This is a genomic window from Sorangium sp. So ce836 (assembly GCF_028553905.1).
Classification (GTDB): Bacteria; Myxococcota_A; Polyangia; order Polyangiales; family Polyangiaceae; genus Sorangium; species Sorangium cellulosum_D.
In genome coordinates, this window is sequence record NZ_CP102233.1 from 4,758,444 (window position 1) to 4,781,789 (window position 23,346).

Annotated in this window: 5 protein-coding genes; 3 read left to right on the forward strand and 2 right to left on the reverse strand. The window is 74.4% G+C overall.

Annotated elements, in window-relative coordinates; genetic code table 11:
* Window positions 1-14: 14 nt before the first annotated feature.
* Complete coding sequence (locus NQZ70_RS17500; RefSeq protein ID WP_129575226.1) at window positions 15-1,229, reverse strand: cytochrome P450; 1,215 nt, start codon at window positions 1,227-1,229, stop codon at window positions 15-17.
* Between the two features lie 136 nt (window positions 1,230-1,365).
* Window positions 1,366-2,088 carry a class I SAM-dependent methyltransferase gene (locus NQZ70_RS17505; protein ID WP_129575227.1) on the reverse strand — a complete coding sequence of 241 codons (723 nt, stop codon included), beginning with the start codon at window positions 2,086-2,088 and terminating at the stop codon, window positions 1,366-1,368.
* Between the two features lie 467 nt (window positions 2,089-2,555).
* Between NQZ70_RS17505 and NQZ70_RS17510 the strand changes: the two genes are divergently transcribed.
* Genes NQZ70_RS17510 through NQZ70_RS17520 form a run of 3 tightly spaced genes read left to right on the forward strand, consistent with a single transcriptional unit; the run spans window position 2,556 to window position 23,276 of the window.
* On the forward strand, window positions 2,556-13,628 hold the full coding sequence (locus tag NQZ70_RS17510; protein WP_272828599.1) for a type I polyketide synthase: 11,073 nt from the start codon (window positions 2,556-2,558) through the stop codon (window positions 13,626-13,628).
* Complete coding sequence (locus tag NQZ70_RS17515; protein ID WP_237245381.1) at window positions 13,621-19,329, forward strand: type I polyketide synthase; 5,709 nt, start codon at window positions 13,621-13,623, stop codon at window positions 19,327-19,329. The genes NQZ70_RS17510 and NQZ70_RS17515 overlap by 8 nt, the downstream gene beginning before the upstream one ends.
* On the forward strand, window positions 19,326-23,276 hold the full coding sequence (locus tag NQZ70_RS17520; RefSeq protein WP_129575229.1) for a type I polyketide synthase: 3,951 nt from the start codon (window positions 19,326-19,328) through the stop codon (window positions 23,274-23,276). Before NQZ70_RS17515 ends, NQZ70_RS17520 begins: the two co-directional genes overlap by 4 nt.
* Window positions 23,277-23,346 lie beyond the last annotated feature (70 nt).

Below are 23,346 nucleotides of genomic sequence, written 5' to 3' on the forward strand. Positions count from 1 at the left end.
GCGCGCCGCTTGTCTCAGGCGCGCTTCCAGCGCAACGGGAGCTCCAGCACACCGTTCGTCTGATTCGACGCCTGGGGCACCACCTCCCCCGCGATCTCGATGCTCTCCCAGCGCTCGACGAGCGCCGACAGCGCCTCCTGCAGCTCGATCTGAGCGAGGTAGGCGCCGATGCAGTTGTGCCGCCCGGTGCCGAAGTTCAGGTTGGGGCGCACCGGCTCGCGCGTGATGTCGAAGCGATCGGGGTCGTCGAACACGCGCTCGTCCCGGCTCGCCTCGGCGACGACGCTCATCACCCAGCTCCCCGCCGGGATCGGGACCCCGCCCAGCACGGTGTCCTGCGCGGCGTAGTGCGTCAGCCGGAGGACGCGGGGCCGGTAGCGCATGCACTCGTCGACGGCGCGGGGGATGAGCTCCGGGCGGGCGCGCAGCTGCTGCCACGCTTCGGGGCGCTCGGCGAGCAGCAGCACCATGAGGCTCAGGGTGTGGTTCACGTTGTCGACGGCGGCGGTGAGCGTGAGCCTCACCAGGTCGATCAGCTCCTGCGTGCTCAGCCGGTCGCCTTGCTCCTCGGCCAGGATCAGCCCGGAGACGAAGTCCTCGCCCGGCTCGCGCCGCCTTCGCTCGACGAGCGCGAGGCTGTACTCGCCGAGCTCGTGGATGGCCGCCTCGACCTCGCCCCGGTATTCCGGCTTCATCCAGAACATCTTCATGATCGAGCCGTTCATCCGCGCGAGGGGCGCCGCGTCGTCCTCGGAGACGTTCAGCAGCCGGCAGAACAGGCGGCCCGGGAACAGACCGCTGACGTGAGCGACGAAGTCGCCCGCGCCGCGCTCGTCCACGGCGTCGAGCAGCGCGTCCACGACCTGGCGCGCCGGAGCCCGCAGCCGCTCCATCGCCTCGATGCTGAAGGCGGGCTGGATCAGCCGGCGGATGCGCCGGTGCGCGTCGCCCTCCTGGGAGCCGACCTGCTGGGACATGTGCTCGTACGCCGGGCCGGAGGTGATGCCGAGGAGCTCCAGCAGCTTGTCGAAGCCGGGCCTGATCCGCTCGTCGCGCAGCATCATCACGGACTCGGGGAACCCCAGCACCTCGAAGCCGATCGGGCTGCGCGCCATCCAGTGCTCGCGCCGGCACGCGCGCAGCATGGGCCCCGGGTCGCGGACGAACTCCGGGCTCAGCACGTCCAGGAAGGGAAGATTGTCCGACTCGGTCACCGTCGCATCGACCACAGTCCGTCTCCTCGTCACGTGGGTGGGAGTCACTCCGTCTCCCGAGGAGAGCTCCGCGGGGACATCGCGACCCTGAAGGTGGACGACGTCGCCGCTCGCGCCTCGATCGGCGCGGCGGCGCGCCTCCCGGCGCTGCTCAGCCGGGCGTCTTCTCGGCGCGGCTCGGCTTCCGGGCGATGAACACGGCCGTTCGCCCGACAGGCTCGATCGCGTAGTCCGACACGTGCCGCTTCAGCGCCGCCTCCAGCCCAGGCAGATCGTCCTCCTGGTTCTTGAAGATCCCGAGGCGCTGCATCGCCGCGGCGAACGGGCCGCCCGCCGCGTTGTGGCGGACCCCTTTGCCGAGGACCGTCGTCCCGAACAGCACGCCGCCGTCCTTCATGCAGGGCAAGAGGTGTCCCAGGATGATGTCCATCTTGTCGCGCAGGGCCCCGGGGATGCAGTGCACGACATAGTTCATGCCCACGGACCCGAAGGCGGACCCGGGGAGCGGGAGCGGCTCGAGGAGGCTCGCGACGAGCCCGGTGACACGGTACCTGCGCAGCCTATCGAGCGACACGTCGATGGCGCTCCGGTTCACGTCGAGCAGGGTGAGCGTGGGATCGGCGACGGGAAACGCGCACCGATCGAGGAAATAGCCGCTGCCGACCCCCGCCTCGAGGTGGTCCGCGGAGGTGTATCGCCGGTAAAGATCCAAGATCCTCTCCGAGGGACAGCCCCAGAGATGCTCGGAGGCGATCGTCGGCACCCAGAGGTCGTACAACCTCCACAGGGCCCTCTCGGTGGATGAGCCGAAGGCGTCCGAGGCCGGTCTTCCTTCTTCCCGCGCCGGGGACGTGCCGCGCGCTGCCGTGTTCATGATCGGGCCGTTCCTTCGAGCATGGCGGCTCGATCGCTGCGCGTCGGGCCCTCGCGGGCGCTCTCATAACATGCGGTCACGATCGCTGACAGTGCAAATTCGATTCCCGTCGCCGCACGATTGAATCCGCCGCGGTCGCCGCGCCCGTGACGAGTCGCGGCGCCGGCGCAACAGGCACGGTGCCATGGCACCGAGGCATTGTGCCATGGCACCGCGGGCGCTGTGCCATGGCAGGAAAGCGACGCGAAGAGCGCCGCGACAACGCAGGGCGTCGCGCAGCGGCTCACTTCGTCGCCGGGGCATTGCCGTGCTGGCGTAGTCGAAGGCCAATCCAGGACGGAGAATGACGGCACGCGCATTGCGTAATTGCGCATGCTGACGCGGTGGTGACGCGCGCTGGTGCGTATTGGGCCGAGGCGGCGTTTCCCGCTCGCGGTGTGTCGCTCGGTGGGGTGAGGACTCGAAGGATGAGCACGCAGGGAAGCTCGGGGACGTCTCTCAAGAGGGAGGACATCCAGGAATGGCTCGTCCTCCGGCTGTCGGAGCGCTCGGGCGTGGCGCCCGGGTCGATCGACGTCCGCGAGCGATTCAGCCGTTATGGGCTCGGCTCTCGCGACGCGGCGGAGCTCCTCGCGGGCCTCGGCGCCGCGCTCGGGAGACCGCTCTCGCCGACGCTCGTCTGGAGATATCCGACCATCGAGGCGCTCGCGCTTCACCTGGACGGGGGCGAGAGCCCGCCGCCCGCTCGGCCGCGCGCGTCGCCCGCCGCGGCGCTCGCGGACGAGCCCATCGCGATCGTCGGGATGGCGTGCCGCTTCCCGGGGGCGCCGAGCCTCTCGGCCTTCTGGCAGCTCCTGTGCGACGGTGGCGACGCGATCACGGAGGTCCCCGCGGACCGGTGGGACGTCGAGGCGCTCCACGGCGACGACGCCGGCGCCGCGGGCGCGCGCTGGGGGGGATTCCTGGAGCAGGTGGATCGGTTCGATCCGCAGTTCTTCGACATCTCGCCGCGAGAGGCCGTCCAGATGGACCCGCAGCAGCGGCTGATGCTGGAGCTCTCGTGGGAGGCGCTCGAGGACGCCGGGATACCGCCGCGCGGGATGAGGGGCAGCCGGTCCGGGGTGTTCTTCGGCGCGATGTGGAGCGATTACGGGAAGGTGGCGGGGGGCGCGGCCGACCGGATCGCGCAGCACTCGGCCACGGGCCAGGACCTGAGCATCCTCGCCGCGCGGGTCTCCTATGTGCTCGGCCTGGAGGGGCCGAGCATGGCGGTGAACACGGCGTGCTCGTCCTCCCTCGTTGCCGTCCACCTCGCCTGCCAGAGCCTGCTCCGCGGAGAGTCCGAGCTCGCGCTCGCCGGAGGGGTCAACCTGATGCTCGCCCCCGAGAGCGCCGTGGCGATGTCGAGGCTGGGGGTCCTCTCGCCCGACGGTCGATCCAAGGCGTTCGACGCCCGCGCGAACGGCTACGTGCGCGGCGAGGGGGCGGGCGTGGTGGTGCTCAAGCCCCTGGCGCAGGCGCTGCTCGACGGCGATCCCATCCACGGCGTCATCCGCGGCAGCGCGGTGAACAACGACGGGTTCAGTAACGGCCTGACGGCGCCGAACCCCGCGGCGCAGGAGGCGTTGCTCCGCGACGCGTACGCGCGGGCCGGGATCAGGCCGGACCAGGTGAGGTATGTCGAGGCCCACGGCACCGGCACGAACCTCGGCGATCCGATCGAGGCGAGGGCCCTCGCCGCGGTCCTCTGTGCGGATCGCCCCGCCGAGCGGCCGCTGCTCATCGGCTCCGTCAAGACGAACATCGGCCACCTCGAGGCCGCCGCGGGCGTGGCCGGGTTGATCAAGGCGGCCCTCACGGTCCGGCACCTCGAGATCCCGCCGAGCCTCCATTTCGAGCAGCCGAACCCGCATATCGCCTTCGAGGAGCTGCGCTTGAACGTGGCGCAGCGCAGGGAGCCCTGGCCGGACGACGGGGCGCCGGTCGTGGCCGGGGTGAGCGCCTTCGGCTTCGGCGGCACCAACTGCCATGTCGTCGTCGAGGGCGTCCGCGAGGGCCCGGCGGCGCACCTCCTCCCGCTGTCGGCGCACAGCGCCGATGCGCTCCAGGCGCTCGCGACGTCGTTCGGCGAGCTGTCGGGTCGGGCCGCCGGTCGTCCGCCGCTCGCGGAGCTCTGCTCGTCGGCCGCGGCCCGGCTGAGCGGCGAGGCGCATCGATTGGCCATCACGGCCCGCTCCCACGAGGAGCTGTCCGCGCGCCTCTCGAGCTTCCTCGAGGGGCGCGCCCTGCCCGGGCTGGCCAGCGGGCGCGCGGGCGAGCGGCGGCCGAGGCTCGTCTTCATGTTCGGGGGCCACGGATCGCAGTGGCTCGGCATGGGCCGGGATCTCCTCCGTCAGGAGATCGTGTTCCGGTCGGCGATCGAGCGATGCGCGCGGGCGATGCGGCCCCACGCGGGCTGGTCCGTACTGGAGGTCCTCACCCGCGGCGACGCCCGATCGCTCGAGGACAGCGACATCGTCCAGCCCGCGATCTTCGCCGTGCAGGTCGCGCTCGCCGCGCTCTGGCGCTCGTGGGGCGTGCGGCCCGACGCCGTGGTCGGGCAGAGCATCGGCGAGGTCGCGGCCGCCCACGCGGCAGGCGCGCTGTCGCTCGAGGACGCCGCGAGGGTCATCTGCCGCATGGGTCGGCTCGCCCTGCGGGTGAGCGGCCGCGGGGGCGCGGCGCTCCTCGAGCTCCCGCTGGACGAGGCGCGGCGCGCGGTCGCGGGCCGCGCAGGCCGCCTGTCGGTGGCGGGCACGACGGGCCCGAGCTCCACGATCGTGTCCGGCGACGCCGCGGCGCTGGACGAGCTCCTCGCGGAGCTGCGCGAGCGAGGGACCTTCGCGCGGCGGATCGCGATGAACTACGCGCCGCACGGGCCCTCGATGGACGCGCTGCGCGGCGAGCTGGTGCGCGCGCTCGAGGGGCTGCGGCCCGCGCGCTGCTCGATTCCGTTCTACTCCTCGGTGACCGCGGCCGCGCTCGACGGCGAAGCGCTCGACGCCGCCTACTGGGGGCGCAACCTGAGCGAGCCGGTCCGCTTCGCGCCTGCGATTGATCGCCTCCTCGACGACGGGTACGACGCGTTCCTCGAGCTCAGCCCCCACCCCGTGCTGGCGCACGCGGTCGAGCGGAGCCTCGCCCACCGGGGTCGAGGAGGCACGGTGCTGCCGTCGCTGCGGCGCGAGGAGGCCGGGCGCGCGGTCCTCCTGGACGCGCTCGGGGCGCTCTACACGCGCGGAGCGCCCGTGTGCTGGGGCGCGGTGTACCGGGGGCCGGCGTCGCCCTCGCGCGCCCTGCCCGGCGTCGATCGCGGCGCGCCAGCGGCCGAGCCGCGCGCCCCGGAGGCGGCCGGGCCGCGGCCGTTCGAGCTGCTCGTGCTCTCGGCGCGATCGCGGGCGGCGCTCGCGGACGCGGCGCGCTCCGTCCTGTCCTCGACGCTCGCGCAGCCGGATCTCTCCATGCGCGATGTCTGCTACACGGCGAGCGTCCGGCGCAGCCATCACGAGCATCGGCTGGCCGTCGTGGGGCGGTCGGCCGATGAGCTCGGCGAGGCGATCTCGTCCTTCCTGCGCGGCGAGGCGCGCCCCGGCGTCGCGTCCGGCGAGGCGCAGCGGGGCGGGCGGCCGAAGGTCGTCTTCGTGTTTCCCGGGCAGGGGTCGCAGTGGGCCGGCATGGGCCGCGCGTTGCTCGACGAGGAGCCGGTCTTCCGCGAGGTCGTCGAGGCCTGCGACCGGCTCTTGCAGCCGCTCTCGGGCTGGTCGCTCCTCGAGCAGCTCTCCACCCCCGGGCCGGTCTCGCGCGTGCACGAGACCGAGGTGGCGCAGCCGGCGCTCTTCGCGCTCGAGGTCGCGCTCGCGGAGCTCGCGCGATCCTGGGGCGTCGTCCCCGACGCCGTGATCGGGCACAGCGTCGGCGAGGTGGCGGCGGCGCACGTCGCCGGGGCGCTGAGCCTCCCGGACGCCGTGCGCGTCGTCCACCACCGGAGCCGCCTGATGCAGCGGTCCACCGGCCTCGGGAAGATGGCCTCGGCGGAGATCTCCCCCGAGCAGGCGGCGCGCCTGCTGCGCGGCCTCGAGGGCGAGCGCTCGCTGGCGGCGGTGAACGACCCGGGATCCGTCGTGCTCTCCGGCGAGGCCGGGGCGCTCGCGGAGGTCCTGGAGCGCCTGCGGCGGGAGGGCGTGCAGTGCCGCGAGCTCAGGGTCAACTATGCCTTCCATAGCCCGCAGATGGCGCCCTTCCAGGGCGAGCTCGCGGCGGCGCTCGAGCAGCTCGACGCGGCCTGCCCGGCGCTCCCGATGTACAGCACGGTCACCGGGGCGAAGGTCGGCGGAGCGCCGCTCGACGGCGCGTACTGGTCGAGGAACATCCGCGAGCCGGTGCTGTTCGCGGGCGCCGTGGACGCCGCCATCCTCGACGGATACCGCACGTTCCTGGAGCTCGGTCCGCACCCGGTGCTCTCGGCCAACGTCGAGCTGTGCCTGGCCGCGCGGGCGCAGGAGGGCCACGCCGTCTCGACGCTGCGGCGGGCGCAGGAGGAGCGGTGGTGTCTGCTCCAGTCGCTCGGCGCCCTGTACGTCCAGGGCCATCCGGTGGAATGGCGGCAGCTCTACCCGGGCGGCGCGCGCTGCGTGGCGCTCCCTGCCTATCCGTGGCAGCGGGAGCGCTGCTGGGTGGACGACCCTCGAGGAGCGCCGGCGCCGGCGCTCCGCGGCCCGCGCGAGGCGGAGGCGCGCTCGGCGGCGCTGGCGTCGCTGCTCGACGCGAAGGGCGCGGCGGCCCTCGCCGCGTCGGTCGCGGCCGAGGCGGGGCTCTCGGCCGAGGAGCTGCCGGTGGTCGCGCGGGCCCTCGAAGCGCTGCGGAAGACCGCGGAGCAGGCCCGCCTCGACGCCGACGCGGAGCGCGGCGACGCGGTGTACGGGCTGGAGTGGCAGCGCCGGCACGCCCTCGCCCCGCGGCCGCCGGCCGCGGGGCACTGGGTCGTGCTGGTCGACGAGGGCGGGGTCGGGGACCGGGTCGCGGACGCGCTGGAGTCGGCGGGCGGCGTCTGCTCGCGGATCCGCGCGGCCGGCGTCCGCGCTCGCGGATCGGCGGGCGAGGGCGCGCTCGACCCGGGTCCGACGGAGGCGCTCGCGCGCCTCTGGGCGGAGCTCCGGCGAGAGCGGGGGCCGGCGCGCGGCGTGATCCACCTCGCCAGCCTGGACCGCGCGGAGGGCACCGACGCGGCCCTCGAGCGGGGCGTCCAGAGCGCGCTGGCCTGGATCCAGGCCGCGGGCGAGGCCGCGGCGAGCGCGGATCGCGGGCCCGCGTCGAGGTCGGAGCGGCGCGGCGCGCCGAAGCTCTGGCTCGTGACCCGCGGCGCCGTGTCCGTCGGGCCCGGGGATCGGCTGATCGCGCCCGAGCACGCGACGCTCTGGGGGCTCGGCCGGGCGATGTCGCTCGAGCGCCCGGCGCTCTGGGGCGGGCTCATCGATCTTCCGGCCGAGCTTCCGGCCGAGCTTCCGGCCGAGATCGGCCAGGACACCGTGGCCGCGCTGGTGAGCCAGATCCTCGCGCCCGACGGCGAGGACCTCGTGGCGCTGCGGCCGTCGGGCCGCTTCGTTCAGCGGCTCGTGCGCCACCGCGGGCGTCGGTCGCGCGCGGCGCGGTGGTCCACCCCGGGCACGGCGCTGATCACCGGGGGCCTGGGCGCGCTCGGGCTCCGCGTGGCCGAGTGGCTCGCGCGGCGCGGGGTCCGGCACCTGGTCCTCACGGGCCGGCGGGGCGCGTCGACGGAGCAGGCGCGGTCGTCGATCGCGGCGCTCGAGGCGCTCGGCGCCTCCGTCACGGTGGCCCGGGCCGACGTCGCGGACGCGGGCGCCATGGCCGCGGTGCTCGCGGACATCGACGCGCGGCTCCCGCCGCTCTCGGCGGTCTTCCATGCGGCCGGCGTCGAGGATCACACGCCGCTCGCGGCCCTGGACGGCGCCCGGCTCGCCGAGGTGCTGGCCCCGAAGGTCCACGGCACCCTGGTGCTGGACGCGCTGACGCGCGATCGCCCGCTGACCGCCTTCGTCTGCTTCTCGTCGATCGCCTCGGTGTGGGGCTCGGGCGGGCAGGCCGGCTATGCGGCGGCCAACGCGTTCCTGGACGCGTGGGTGACGGCGCGGCGCGCCGCCGGGGCGCCCGCGTTCGCCGTCAACTGGGGGCCCTGGCAGGGCGGCGGCATGATGACCGAGCGGGGGCTCGCCGCCCTCGAGCGGCGAGGGGTGAAGGCCCTCGGCCCCGGCGTGGCGCTCGCGATCCTGGGCCGGATCCTCGAGGCCGACGCGGCGCAGGTCGTGGTGGCCGACGTGGACTGGCCCCGGTTCCGCGCGGTCGTCGAGACCGGCGGGCCTCGCCCGCTCCTCTCGGAGATGCCGCGGCCGGCGGAGGCGGCGTCCGGGCCGGCCGAGGCGGCCTTGCTCGACGAGCTCGGGGCGGCTCCCCCGCGCGAGCGCCGGCGGCGGATGCAGCGGTGGCTGCAGGGGGCGGTCGCGCAGACGCTCGGGTTCGGCGACGCCGAGCGGGTCGACCCGACGCGCGGCTTCTTCGACCTCGGCCTGGACTCGCTGATGGCGGTGGAGCTCCGCAGGCGCCTGCATCAGGCGCTCGGCCTCCCGCTGCCGTCGAGCGTGACGTTCAACCATCCGAACGTGGTCGCCCTGGCCGAGCACCTGCTCGAGCGGCTCTCCCTGGGCGAGCCGGCCGCGGCCCCGGCGGGCGTCGGCGAGGCGCCGCGCCGCGCCGGCGATGCGGGCGGCGAGCCAGCGCTCGACCGCGATCATGAGCCGATCGCGATCGTCGGCCTGGGCTGCCGGCTCCCGGGCGGCGTCGCGGACGCGGAGGGGTTCTGGCGGCTGCTCGCGGACGGCGTCGACGCCGTGGGGCCGATCCCGAAGGAGCGATGGGACGCGGACGCGTATTACGATCCGGACCCGGACGCTCCCGGCAAAACGTATGCGCGGGAGGGGGCGTTCCTCTCGACCTCGCCGGATCTGTTCGACGCGCGGTTCTTCGGGATCTCGCCGCGCGAGGCGGCGAACATCGACCCGCAGCACCGGCTGCTGATGGAGGTGATCTGGGAGGCGTTCGAGCACGCCGGCCTCGTGCCTGGCAGCGATCCGCTGACGGGGGTCTTCGTCGGGATCGGCCTGAGCGACTACGGCGTCCTGCAGCGCGAGTCCGAGCGCCTGGAGGCGATGGACGCTTACACGATGTCCGGCACCTTCACGAGCTTCTCGGCGGGTCGGCTGTCGTACGTGCTCGGGCTGCAGGGCCCCAGCGCGGCGGTGGACACGGCGTGCTCCTCGTCGCTCGTGGCGGTCCACCTGGCGTGCCAGAGCCTGCGGGCGTCCGAGTGCAACGTGGCCGTGGCGGGCGGCGTGCAGCTGATGCTCGCCCCGCTCATGTACGTGTACCTGGCGCGCGCCCGCGCGCTCGCGCCGGACGGCCGCTGCAAGACGTTCTCTGCCGAGGCGAACGGCTATGGCCGCGGCGAAGGCTGCGGCATGGTGGTGCTCAAGCGGCTCTCGGACGCGCGGCGGGACGGCGATCGCGTCCTCGCCGTGATCCGCGGATCGGCGGTGAACAACGACGGTCATAGCAGCGGCCTGACCGTGCCCAACGGCCAGGCGCAGCAGGCGGTGATCCGGAAGGCGCTCTCGGACGCGCGGCTGTCTCCCGGCGACGTCGATTACGTCGAGGCCCACGGGACGGGGACGCCGCTGGGCGACCCGATCGAGGTCGAGGCGCTCGCGGCGGTGTATGGCGCCGGCCGGCCCGCGGGGCGGCCCCTCCGGCTCGGCGCGGTGAAGACAAACATCGGCCACCTGGAGGCGGCGGCCGGCATCGCGGGGCTCATGAAGGTCGTGCTCTCGCTCCAGCGCGGCGAGCTGCCGGCGCACCTGCACGCGAGCGCGCTGAACCCGCGCATTCCCTGGTCCGAGCTGCCGGTCGAGGTGACCACGAAGGCCGCAGCGTGGCGCGGCGAGGGCCGGCGGCGGCGCGCGGGCGTGAGCTCGTTCGGGATGAGCGGCACGAACGCCCACGTGCTGCTCGAGGAGGCGCCCGAGGGCGTCGCGGAGGCGCCCGAGGGCGTCGCGGAGGCGCCCGAGGGCGTCGCGGAGGCGCCCGAGGGCGTCGCGGAGGCGCCTGCGACTGGCGATCTCCTGACGCTCCTGCCCCTGTCGGCGAGGACGCCCGAGGCGCTCTCCGCGATGGCCGACGCTTACGGGCGCTTCCTGCGCCAGGCCCCGGCCGAGGCGGGCGCGTCGCTGCGGGACATCGCCTACACCGCGAGCGTGCGGCGCAGCCATCACGAGCATCGCCTGGCGGTGCTGGGCAGCTCGCGGGAGGAGCTCGCCGCGTCGCTCGACGCGTTCGCGCGCGGCGAGGCGCGGCCGGGCGTGGCGCGGGGGCGAGCGGCGCCCGCGGTCCAGCCGAAGATCGTCTTCGTGTTCTCGGGGTGGGGCTCTCAGTGGGCGGGGATGGGCCTCTCGCTCCTCGGCGAGGAGCCGGTCTTCCGCGAGGCGATGGAGGCGTGCGACGCGGCCGTGCGCGAGGAGGCCGGGTTCTCGCTCCTCGAAGCGCTGCGCGCCGACGGCGGGCCGATCGCGCTCGGGCGCGTGGACGTGGTGCAGCCCGCGCTCTTCGCGATCGGCGTGGCGCTCACGGCCCTGTGGCGCTCGTGGGGCGTGGAGCCCGACGCGATCGTCGGGCACAGCATGGGCGAGGTCGCGGCCGCGTGCGCGGCCGGAGCGCTGACGCTGGAGGACGGCGCGCGGATCATCGTCCACCGCAGCCGGCTGCTCTCGCGGCTGAGCGGCAAGGGGGCCATGGCGGTGGTCGAGCTGCCGCTCGCGCGGGCGGAGGAGGCGATCCGCGGCCACGAGCGCCGGCTCGCGGTGGCCGTCAGCAACAGCCGGAGGTCGACGGTGCTCTCCGGAGAGCCCGCCGCCATGGACGAGCTCCTTGCGCGGCTCGAGCGGGAGCAGGTCTTCGTCCGCCGGGTGAGGACCGACGGCGCCGGGCACAGCCCGCAGGTGGATCCGCTCATGGACGAGCTCCGGGAGGCGCTCGCGGGGCTCTCGCCGGCGCCCTGCCGCGTCCCGATGCGCTCGACCGTGAGCGGGGAGGTCTGCGAGGGGCCGGAGCTCGGGGCCGAGTACTGGGCGCAGAACATGCGGCGTCCGGTGCTGTTCTCGCGGGCGATCGAGCGGCTCATCGAGGGCGATCACGCGATGTTCCTGGAGATCAGCCCGCACCCGGTCCTGGTGCACTCCGTCGAGGAGGCGCTGCGGGACGGGCAGCGCGAGGGCGCCTCGCTCGCGTCGCTGCGGCGGGCGCAGGACGCGCGGCGCTCTCTCCTGGAGTCGCTCGGCGCCCTGCACGCTCACGGCCATCCGGTCGACTGGAAGCGGCTCTATCCCTCGGGGGGGCGGTGCGTGTCGCTGCCCGGCTATCCGTGGCAGCGAGCGCCGTACTGGCTTCCGGGCGGCGGTGGCTGCGCCGACCGGCGCGCGGCGAGGAGCGATGGGGCGGCAGAGCTGCTGTATCGGCTGGAGTGGCGGAGGAAGGAGCTCGGAGCCGAGGGCGGCGAAGGTGGCCAGTCGCGGGGAGCGTGGCTCGTGCTGTCGGACCGAGGGGGGACGGGTGCAGCGCTGAGCGCGCAGCTGGAGCGGCGAGGGGAGGCGACGGTGCGTGTGCTGGCCGCCGAGCGCTACGAGCGGGTGGAGCCGAGGCGATACCGGCTCGACCCGTCGGACGCGTCGGGGTACGCGGCGCTGCTGGCCGACGCGTTCAGCGAGGAGCATCCGTGTCGTGGCGTGGTGCACCTGTTCGGGCTGGACGCGACGGCACAGGAGGCGACGAGCGCCGAGACGCTCCTTGAGGACCAGCGGCTCGGCAGCCTGAGCGCGCTGCTCTTGGCCAAGGCGCTCGTGGGCCGGGGGTTCCGGGACACGCCGCGGCTGTACCTGGTGACGCGAGGAGCGCAGTCGGCGGGGCCCGAGGCGCAGTCGGTGCGGGTGTCGCAAGCGCCGCTGTGGGGCGCGGGTCGAGCGGTGGGAGCGGAGCACCCGGAGCTCGGGTGCACGCGGGTGGACCTGGGGGAGGGGGCGGCGGAGCACGGGGTGGAGGCGCTGGTGGACGAGCTGATGGCGCGGGCTCGGGAGCCGGAGGTGGCGCTGCGGGCGTCGGGGCGGTACGTGGCGCGGCTGGTGCGGGGGCCGGCGCGGGGCGGTGGAGACGGCGGCGGGGTGCGGCTGCGGCCGGACGGCAGCTACCTGATCACCGGCGGGCTCGGGGGGCTCGGGCTGTCGTTGGGGCGGTGGATGGTGGAGCGAGGGGCGCGGCACCTTGTGCTGGTGGGCCGCAGCGTGCCGACGGAGCCGGCGCGCGCGGCGATGAGGGAGATGGAGGGCCAGGGGGCGCAGGTGCTCGCGGTGCAGGCGGACGTGTCGCAGCGGGCGAGCGTGGCCGGGCTGTTGTCGGAGCTCGGCCAGCGGCTGCCGGCGCTGCGCGGTGTGGTGCACGCGGCGGGGGTGGCGGTGGACGGCACGGTGGAGGAGGAGACGGAAGAGCGGTTGTTCCGCGCGCTTGCGCCGAAGATGCAGGGGGCGTGGAACCTGCATTCATTGCTGTCGGCGAGGGCAGGGGAGGAGTCGCCGGCGCTGGACTTCTTCGTGCTGTATTCGTCGGCGATGTCGGTGCTGGGCCCTCCCGGCAGCGTGAATTACGCGGCGGCGGACGCGTTTCTGGACGCGCTGGCGCACCACCGTCGGGCGCAGGGGCTGCCGGCGACGAGCATCGATTGGGGGCTGTTCTCGGACGTGGGCGCGGCCGCGAGAGCGGGGGTCGCCGAGCGGCTGGCGAGCCGCGGCATGCCCGGCCTGACCGAGGCGCAAGGCAGAGAGGTGCTCGCGCGCATGCTCGCTGGAGGCGAGGCCCAGGCGCTCGCGATGAAGTTCAGCCTGCGGCACTGGATCGAGCTCTACCCGAGCGCCGCCACGTCCCCGCTCTGGGAGGAGCTCCGCGACGAGCGTGTCGAGGCGGCGCCCGGCGCCGGCCGCGCGGCCGAGCTCCGGAAGGCGCTCGAGGCGATGAGGCCCGAGGACCGCCCGGCGGCGCTGCAGCAGCTCGTCAGGGAGCAGGCGGCGCTCATCCTCCGGCTGGATCCGGGCCGGATCGAGCGAGACACGCCCTTCATGAGCCTCGGGTTCGACTCCCTGATGGGGCTCGAGCTGCGAAACCGCCTCGAAGCGGGGCTCTCCGTCGCCCTGCCGGCGACCTTGGTCTGGACCTATCCGCACATCGCGGCGCTCTCGACGTACCTGCTCGGCAAGCTGGATCTCGGGGGCGGGCCCGGTCATTCGCCGCGGCAGGCGGAGGGCGAGGGGGCCCCCGCGGGGGCGGAGGAGGTCGCGCGGCTGTCGGCGGACGCGCTGCTCGACGAGCTGGCGAGGGAGCTCGGTCGTGAGTGAGCGTGACGAGCGGGGGCTCGCGGCGAGCGGCGGCGACGCTCGCGGCGACAAGCACCTGGAGGGTCTCTTGCGGGACTCTCTGCTGAAGATTCGAGAGCTGAAATCGAGGCTGAGGCACCTCGAGCTCTCGAGGAGCGAGCCGATCGCCATCGTCGGCCTCGGCTGCCGCTTCCCCGGCGGCGGGACGAGCCCCGGCGCCTTCTGGCAGGCCCTCCGGGGCGGCGTCGACGCGATCCGGGCGATCCCCCCGACCCGCTGGCCGGCGGAGGCGATCCCGGCGGAGAAGCACGGCGCGCGCTGGGCGGGGCTGCTCGACGCGGTCGACGGGTTCGACGCCAGGTTCTTCGGCATCGCGCCCCGCGAGGCCGCGAGCCTCGACCCGCAGCAACGCCTCCTGCTCGAGGTGGCCTGGGAGGCCCTGGAGGACGCGGGCCTGCCCGCCGAACGGCTGACGGGCAGTCGTTCGGGCGTGTTCATGGGGCTGGCGACCCTGGACTACCAGCAGCGGGTCACCTCGCTGAGCCCGGAGGACATCGACGCTTATTGCGGGACTGGCAATCTGGCCAGCACGGCGGCCGGCCGCCTCTCCTACGTCCTCGGGCTCCAGGGGCCCTGCGTCTCCGTCGACACGGCCTGCTCGTCCTCGCTGGTCGCCGTCCACCTCGCCTGTCAGAGCCTGCGCGGCGGTGAGAGCGAGCTCGCGCTGGCGGGCGGGGTCAGCCTGATCCTGTCCCCGGCGACGATGTGCATGGTCAGCGAGACGCAGGCGCTCTCGCCGGACGGCCGGTGCAAGACGTTCGACGCGGCGGCCAATGGCTATGTGCGCGCCGAAGGCTGCGGCGTCGTGGTGCTCAAGCGGCTCTCGGACGCGCAGCGGGACGGCGATCGCGTCTGGGCCGTCATCCGCGGCTCGGCGATCAACCAGGACGGCCGCTCGACGGGGCTGACGGCGCCCAACGTGCTCGCGCAGCAGGCGCTGCTCCGGCAGGCGCTGGAGAGCGCCGGCGTCTCGCCCGCGGAGGTCGGCTACGTCGAGGCGCACGGCACCGGCACGTCGCTCGGCGATCCGATCGAGCTCGAGGCCTTGAAGGAGGTGCTGGGCCAGCCGCGCGCGAACGGCTCGATCTGCGCCATCGGCTCGGTGAAGACCAACCTGGGGCACCTCGAGGCGGCGGCGGGCGTCGCGGGGCTCATCAAGGCCGTGCTCTCGCTGCATCACCGGGTGATCCCGCGCCACCTGCATTTCCGGACGCTGAACCCGAGGGTTTCCCTGCAAGGCACGCCGTTCGTGATCCCCGCGCAGGAGCTGGCCTGGACCGGCGGCTCGCCGCGGTTCGCCGGGGTGAGCTCCTTCGGCGCCAGCGGCACGAACGCGCACGTGGTGCTGGAGGAGGCGCCGCCGTGCGCGCCGGCGGCCGCCTCCGGCGAGGGGGCCGCGGCGCTCGTGCCGCTGTCGGCGAAGACGCCGGAGGCGCTCTCCGCGCTGGCGCAGGCGCACCTCGGCTTCCTGCGCGACGCGGCGGCCGGCGGGGCGGCGAGCCTCGAGGACGTCGCCTACACCGCGGGCGTCCGGCGCGGCCACCATGAGCGCCGCATGGCCCTCGTGGCCTCCTCGCGGCAGCAGCTGATCGAGCAGCTGGAGGCCGTCGCGCGCGGCGAGGCGCCCCCCGGGGTGGCGCGCGGCGACGCGGGCGGCGAGCGCCCGACGCGGGTGGTCTTCGTGTTCCCGGGCCAGGGCTCGCAGTGGCTCGGCATGGGGCGCCGGCTCCTGGTCGAGGCGCCGGCCTTCCGCGGGGCGCTCGAGGCCTGCGACCGCGCCGTCCGCGAGGAGGCGGGCTTCTCGGTGCTCGAGGAGCTCGCCGCGGCCGAGGACCGCTCGAGGCTCGGTCGCATCGACGTCGTCCAGCCGGTGCTGTTCGCGATCGAGGTGGCGCTCGCGGCCCTGTGGCGCGGGTGGGGGGTGGAGCCGAGCGCCGTGGTGGGCCACAGCATGGGCGAGGTGGCCGCGGCGCACGTCGCCGGCGCGCTCACGCTGGAGGACGCGGCGCGGGTCGTCTGCGGCCGCAGCAGGCTGCTGCGGCGGGTGAGCGGGCTCGGGGCGATGGCGCTCGTGGAGCTGCCCTTGGAGGAGGCGGCGCGGGCGCTCCGCGGCCGGGAGCGCCAGGTGTCGATCGCGGTGAGCAACAGCCCGCGATCGACGGTGCTGTCCGGGGAGCCGGGGCCGCTGGAGGAGATCCTCGTCGAGCTCGAGCGAGCGCGCGTGTTCTGCCGTCGCGTCAAGGTGGACGTGGCGTCGCACAGCCCGCAGATGGACCCGCTCCTCGCGGAGCTCCGGGACCTGCTGGGAGGGCTCTCCCCGAGGGCCGCGCAGGTCCCGCTGTGCTCGACCGTGACGGGGAGCCCCTCTGGCGGCGCGGAGCTCGGCGCCGGCTACTGGGCGCGGAACCTGCGCGAGCCGGTGCTGTTCTCGCCGGTCATCGAGCGGCTGAGCGAGGGCGCGGGCGCGCTGTTCCTCGAGCTCAGCCCGCACCCCATCCTGGTGCCCGCGATCGAGGAAGTCCTGCGCGAGCGGGGTCGGCGCGGGGCGGCGCTGGCCTCGCTGCGGCGGGAGCAGGACGAGCGGCGCTGCCTCCTGGAGGCGTTCGCCGCCCTGTACGTCCACGGAGCTCCGGTGGACTGGGGCCGGCTCCATCCGCGCGGGGGCCGCTGCGTCTCGCTGCCGTCGTATCCGTGGCAGCGAGAGCGCCACTGGCTCCCGGAGGATCGTGAGCGCGGCGCCTCGGGCCGGCGGGCGCAGGCGAGGTCCTCGCCGGGCGGCGCGGCGGGCCATCCGCTCCTCGGCGCGCCGCTGTCGTCGTCGGCGCACCCTGGCACCTGGTTCTGGCAGCGCGCGCTGAGCCTCGAGGCGCTGCCCTACCTCTCGGAGCACCGCATCCTCGGCGACGCGGTGCTGTCGGGGACCGCGTACCTGGAGATGGCGCTCGCGGCGGCGGCCGAGGTCCACGGCGGGGCGGCGCTGTCGCTGGAGCACGTGGCGTTCGAGCGGGTGCTCGTCCTCCCGGAGGAGGGCGAGCGGACGGTGCAGGTGGTCCTCGCGGAGGAGGAGCCTGGCCGGTCGTCGATCCAGATCTCGAGCCGCGAGGGCGAGGCATGGATACGGCACGCGACGGGCACCGTGCGGGCCGCGCCGGAGGGCGCCGGGCGGCCGCGGTCGGGCGGGTCTCCTCGGGAGATCATGGCCCGATGCGCAGGGCTGGAGGGCGCGGCGACCGAGGCGCCCCGGTCGCGGGTGATGACCGGCGGCGAGCACTACGAGCGCCTCGAGGCGCGCGGGTTGTCGCTCGGCGCGAGCTTCCGCGGCGTCGAGCAGCTGTGGATAGGCGCGACGGAGGTGCTGGGCCGGGTGCGCGCTCCGGACGAGGTGAGCGCGCAGATGGGGCTTTACGGGCTGCACCCTGCGCTGCTGGACGCTTGTCTCCAGGTCCTGAGCGGGCTGCTGCCGGGGGCGGCGCTCGACGCGGGAGAGGCGTATGTGCTCGCGTCGGTCGAGCGCGTCCTCGTCCATCGCCGGCCCGGGCGGGACGTGTGGGTGCACGGTCGTATGCGGCCCGCGCAGGGCGCCGGCCCGGCGCGGATCGTGGGGGATTTGCACCTGATCGACGACGAGGGGCAGGTGCTCGTCGAGGTGCTCGGGCTGCGCGCAGAGCGGCTCGCGTCCGGCGCGCGCGCGGCGAGGAGCGATGGGGCGGCAGAGCTGCTGTATCGGCTGGAGTGGCGGAGGAAGGAGCTCGGAGGAGAGGGCGGCGGAGGAGGCCAGTCGCGGGGAGCGTGGCTGTTGCTGTCGGACCGAGCGGGTACGGGTGCAGCGCTGAGCGCGCAGCTGGAGCGGCGAGGGGAGGCGACGGTGCGCGTGGTGGCGGCCGAGCGCTATGAGCGGGTGGAGCCGAGGCGATACCGGCTCGACCCGTCGGACGCGTCGGGGTACGCGGCGCTGCTGGCCGACGCGTTCAGCGAGGAGCACCCGTGTCGTGGCGTGGTGCACCTGTTCGGGCTGGACGCGACGGCGCCGGAGGCGACGAGCGCCGAGACGCTCGTTGAGGACCAGCGGCTCGGCAGCCTGAGCGCGCTGCTCTTGGCCAAGGCGCTCGTGGGCCGGGGCTTTCGGGACACGCCGCGGCTGTACCTGGTGACGCGAGGAGCGCAGTCGGCGGGGCCCGAGGCGCAGTCGGTGCGGGTGTCGCAAGCGCCGCTGTGGGGCGCGGGTCGAGCGGTCGGCGCGGAGCACCCGGAGCTCGGGTGCACGCGGGTGGACCTGGGGGAGGGGGCGGCGGAGCACGGGGTGGAGGCGCTGGTGGACGAGCTCGTGGCGCGGGCTCGGGAGCCGGAGGTGGCGCTGCGGGCGTCGGGGCGGTACGTGGCGCGGCTGGTGCGGGGGCCGGCGCGGGGCGGTGGAGACGGCGGCGGGGTGCGGCTGCGGCCGGACGGCAGCTACCTGATCACCGGCGGGCTCGGGGGGCTCGGGCTGTCGTTGGGGCGGTGGATGGTGGAGCGAGGGGCGCGGCACCTTGTGCTGGTGGGCCGCAGCGTGCCGACGGAGCCGGCGCGCGCGGCGATGAGGGAAATGGAGGGCCAGGGGGCGCAGGTGCTCGCGGTGCAGGCGGACGTGTCGCAGCGGGCGAGCGTGGCCGGGCTGTTGTCGGAGCTCGGCCAGCGGCTGCCGGCGCTGCGCGGTGTGGTGCACGCGGCGGGGGTGGCGGTGGACGGCACGGTGGAGGAGGAGACGGAAGAGCGGTTGTTCCGCGCGCTTGCGCCGAAGATGCAGGGAGCGTGGAACCTGCATTCATTGCTGTCGGCGAGGGCAGGGGAGGAGTCGCCGGCGCTGGACTTCTTCGTGCTGTATTCGTCGGCGATGTCGGTGCTGGGCCCTCCCGGCAGCGTGAATTACGCGGCGGCGGACGCGTTTCTGGACGCGCTGGCGCACCACCGTCGGGCGCAGGGGCTGCCGGCGACGAGCATCGATTGGGGGCTGTTCTCGGATGTGGGCGCGGCCGCGAGAGCGGGGGTCGCCGAGCGGCTGGCGAGCCGCGGCATGCCCGGCCTCACCGAGGCGCAGGCGCTGGGCGCGCTGGATCTCCTCCTCGCCCAGGACGGCGCCCAGATCCTGGCGATGCAATGGAGTCTGCGGCAGTGGCTGGAGACCTACCCGTCGGCGGCTCGTTCACCCCTGTGGGCCGAGCTCCAGGAGGAGGAGCGCGAGCGCGGCAGGCCGAGCGCCGTGGACGCCGCCGGCTTCCGGCAGGCGCTCGAGCGGGAGAGCCCCCCTGCGCGGCTGTCGCTCCTCGAGAAGCACCTCGCGCAGCAGCTCGGCCGGGTGCTGCGCCTCGACGCGGCGCGGATCGAGCGGAGAGCCCCGTTCAGCGGCCTGGGCATGGACTCTCTGATGAGCCTCGAGCTGCGCAATCGCCTCGAGTCCAGCCTGGGGATCAAGCTCTCGGCGACGTTGCTCTTCGCCTATCCCGACGTCGCATCGCTGGCCGAGCACCTGCTCGGGAGGATGGCATTGAGCGGCGGACCTCCGGAGCCGCCGGGAGGCATCGCGGCCGGCGCTCCTCCCGGCGACCAGCCGCCGCTCGCCATGGATGAGCTGCTCGCCGCCGTCGATGCAGAGCTGTCGCTCGCCAGAAGGGGAACATCGAGATGAGCATGCCTGAGCCCGACGTGACGACCCGCCTGCGCGAGCTGCTCGCGGCCCTCAAGACGGTGCGGGCCGAGCGCGACGCCCTGGAGCGGCAGAAGACCGAGCCGATCGCCATCATCGGCATGGCGTGCCGGATCCCGGGCGGAATCGACAGCCCGGAGGCGTTCTGGCGGCTGCTCGACGAGGGCCGCGACGCGGTGACCCAGGTCCCTGCCGAGCGCCCTGGCCTCGCCGTCCCCGCGGGCGGCGCCGCGGATCCTGCGGCGCGCGGGCTCCGCTGGGGCGGCTTCCTGAGGGACGTGGATCGGTTCGACCCGCACTTCTTCGGGATCTCGCCCCGGGAGGCGAGGGCCATGGATCCTCAGCAGCGCCTCCTGCTGGAGGTCGCCTGGGAGGCGCTGGAGAACGCCGGGCAGGTCCCCGAGGAGCTCGTGGGGACGTCCACGGGGGTGTTCATCGGCTTGACCGGCAACGACTATGCCCAGCTGTGCGGGGCCCTCGACGCCTCCGAGCAGGACGTCTACACGGCGACGGGCAACGGCCACTGCTTTCCGGCCGGGAGGCTGTCCTACGCGCTCGGGCTCAACGGTCCGAGCCTCGCCGTGGACACGGCGTGCTCGTCGGCGCTCGTCGCCGTTCACCTCGCCTGCCAGAGCCTGCGGGGCGGCGAGAGCTCGCTCGCCCTGGCGGGCGGGGTCAACGTGATCCTCTCCTCCGCGACGACGCGCCTGCTCGCCAAGATGGGCGCCCTCTCGCCCGACGGGCGCTGCAAGGCGTTCGACGCCGAGGCGAACGGCTTCGTGCGCGCCGAGGGCTGCGGGATCGTCGCGCTGAAGCGCCTCTCCGACGCGCTCTCGTCGGGCGATCCCATCCTGGCGACGATCCGGGGCTCGGCCGTGAACCAGGATGGCCGCTCGACCGGGCTGACGGCGCCGAACGTCCTCTCGCAGCAGTCGATGTTGCGGCGAGCGCTGGAGAGCGCCCGGGTATCGCCCTCGGAGATCGGGTACGTCGAGACGCACGGGACCGGGACGCCCCTCGGCGATCCGATCGAGCTCGAGGCGCTCGCGGCCGTCCTCGGCGCGCCGCGCGACGATGGGTATCCGTGCGTGCTGGGGGCGGCGAAGACGAACCTCGGGCACGCCGAGGCCGCCTCCGGCGTGATCGGCCTGATCAAGGCGGTGCTCTCGCTCAGGCACCGCGCGATCCCCGCGAACCTGCATTTCGACACGCTGAATCCGCGCAGCTCGTTCGAAGGGACGCCGCTCGTCATCCCGGCGCACAAGCGCGCCTGGAGCGCGGGCGGCCGCGCGCGGCTGGCCGGGGTCAGCGCCTTCGGCATGAGCGGCACCAACGCCCACGTCATCGTGGAAGAGGCGCCGGAGAGCGCGTTGCCGGCGCCCGTGGGCGACGTGACGAGCGTGCTCCTGCCCGTGTCCGCGAAGACGGGAGAGGCGCTCTCGGCCATGGCGCAATCGTACCGGAGCTCCTTCTCGGACGCCGGGCGCGAGGCGCCGGCGAGCCTTGGAGACGTCGCGTACACCGCGAGCGCGCGGCGCAGCCATCACGAGCACCGGCTCGCCGTCGTCGCCTCGTCGCGCGAGGAGGCCTCGGAGCTGCTGGGCGCGTTCGCGCGAGGGGAGGCGCGCCCCGGCCTCGCGCGCGGGGTGGCCAAGGGGGGAGTGCGCGCCCCGGCCGTCTTCGTGTTCTCCGGACAGGGCTCGCAATGGGCGGGCATGGGTCAAAGGCTCTTCGCGGAGGAGCGGGTCTTCCGCGCCGCGCTCGAGGAGTGCGATGAGCTCGTGCGGCGCCACGCCGGCTTCTCGCTCCTCGGCGAGCTGACGGCGCCCGAGGAGAGGTCTCGCCTCGCGGAGACCGAGGTGGCCCAGCCGGCGATCTTCGCGGTGCAGGTGGCGCTCGCCCGGCTCTGGGGATCGTGGGGAGTCGCGCCGGGCGCGGTGGTCGGCCACAGCGTCGGCGAGCTGGCGGCCGCGCACGTCGCGGGCGCCCTCGGCCTCGACGAGGCGGCTCGGCTCGTCGTGCTCCGCGGGCGCGTCATGCAGCAGGCGGCGGGCCGGGGCAGGATGGCCTCCGTGGCGATGCCCGCCGACGAGGCGGCGCGCGTCATCGAGGGCCACGCGGGCCGGCTCTCCATCGCGGCGATCAACGACCCTGGCTCGGTCGTGCTGGCGGGCGACGACGACGCCCTCGCCGAGGTCGTCCAGCGCCTCGCGCTGCGGCAGGTGCCTTGCCGCATGCTCCGGGTCAACTACGCGTTTCACAGCCAGCAGATGGCCGCCTTCCAGGGCGAGCTCGCGCGCGCTCTCTCCTGGCTCGCGCCCCGCCCCCCCGCGCTCGCGATGTACAGCACGGTCACGCAGGCGCGCGTCGCCGGCGGCGATCTCGACGCCGCGTACTGGGCGAGGAGCATTCGAGAGCCGGTGCGCTTCGCGGGCGCGATCGCGCGGGCGATCGCGGATGGACACCGCGATTTCCTGGAGGTCGGGCCGCATCCTGCGCTCACGGGCAACCTCGAGCAATGCCTCCTCGACCGGGGAGAGCAGGGGATCGCGCTGCCCACGCTGCGGCGAGGCCAGGACGAGCGGCGCTGTCTGCTGCAGTCGCTCGGGGCCCTCTATGCCCACGGCCACGCGATCGACTGGAAGCGCCTCTATCCTTCGGGAGGGCGGTGTGTGTCTCTGCCGGCCTATCCCTGGCAGCGGCAGCGGTACTGGATGGAGCCCTCGGAGGCCGCGCCGCGCCCGGCGCCCGCTCGGATCGAGCCTCGGCCGGAGGTGACTGCGCCCGCGATCCTCGCGCAGCTGAACGGCGCCGCTGCGTTCGAGCGCCGGCGCGTGCTCGAGCGATGGTTGCAGGAGGCCGTCGCGCGGACGCTGGGCTTCGAGGATCCCGCGCGCGTGGACCGCGCGGCGAGCCTCTCGGACCTGGGGATGGACTCGATGATGAGCCTCGAGCTCCGCGGGCGACTCTGCGCCGCGCTCGAGCTCAAGCTCTCGATCAACTGGAGCTTCAGCTGTCCGACGCTGGCGTCGCTCGCCGAGCACGTCGCGGACAGGCTGGGGCTGCCGGCGGAGGCGGAGGGCGCTCGCGGGGCCGCGCGGCCGCGGCTCCACCCGCTCCTGGTCCCGCTCCAGCTCTCCGGCCAGGGGACGCCGTTCTTTTGCGTGCATCCGGCGGGCGGACCGGTCCTGTGTTACGCCGATCTCGCGCGCCACCTCGGAAACGATCGCCCTTTCTATGCGATCCAGGCCAGGGGCCTCGACGACGACGGCGAGCCGGACGACCGCATCGAAATCATGGCCGCGCGTTATCTCGAGGCGCTCCGCGCCGTCCAGCCGACGGGCCCTTACCTGCTGGGCGGCTGGTCGCTCGGAGGCCTCGTCGCGTTCGAGATGGCCCGTCGGCTCGTGGGAGAGGGCAGCCGCGTCGCTTCGTTGACGCTGATCGACAGCTTGCTCAGCGTCGACGACGACCCCGAGTCGAGGCTGAGAGAGTACGTCGAGCTCGCGAGCATGCTGTACCCGGAGAGCTCGCACGCAGAGCTCCGCCGGCTCGGCGAGGGGGAGCTGACGAAGGTCCTCGTCGACGGCGTCCTGCGGTCGAACATCGCTGGCTTCACGAGCTCGGTCAGGCGGCTCTTCACGGCGCACGAGAGGGCGCTCCGCGCGTACGTCGCGCCCACGTACCCGGGCGCCTTCACGTATTTCCGGTCCGCCGAGCAGCCGTCGCGCGGCGGCTCCGCGGAGGTCGCGGAGCCCTACGGGACGCTCTATTACCCGATCTCACGGTTCTCGTCGCAGCCTGTCGAGCTGTACGAGGTCCCTGGCTCGCACTGGACGATGGTCCGGGAGCCCCATGTCCAGGTCCTGGCCGAGAGGCTGAGGCGATGCTTGCTCGGGGCCGATCACATCCATTCGATTTCAGATTGACCGACACGCTTCGTCAGCGTGACGCGCTCGCCCTGTGGGGCGCGATTTCAAACGACGAGCATCAGGAGAG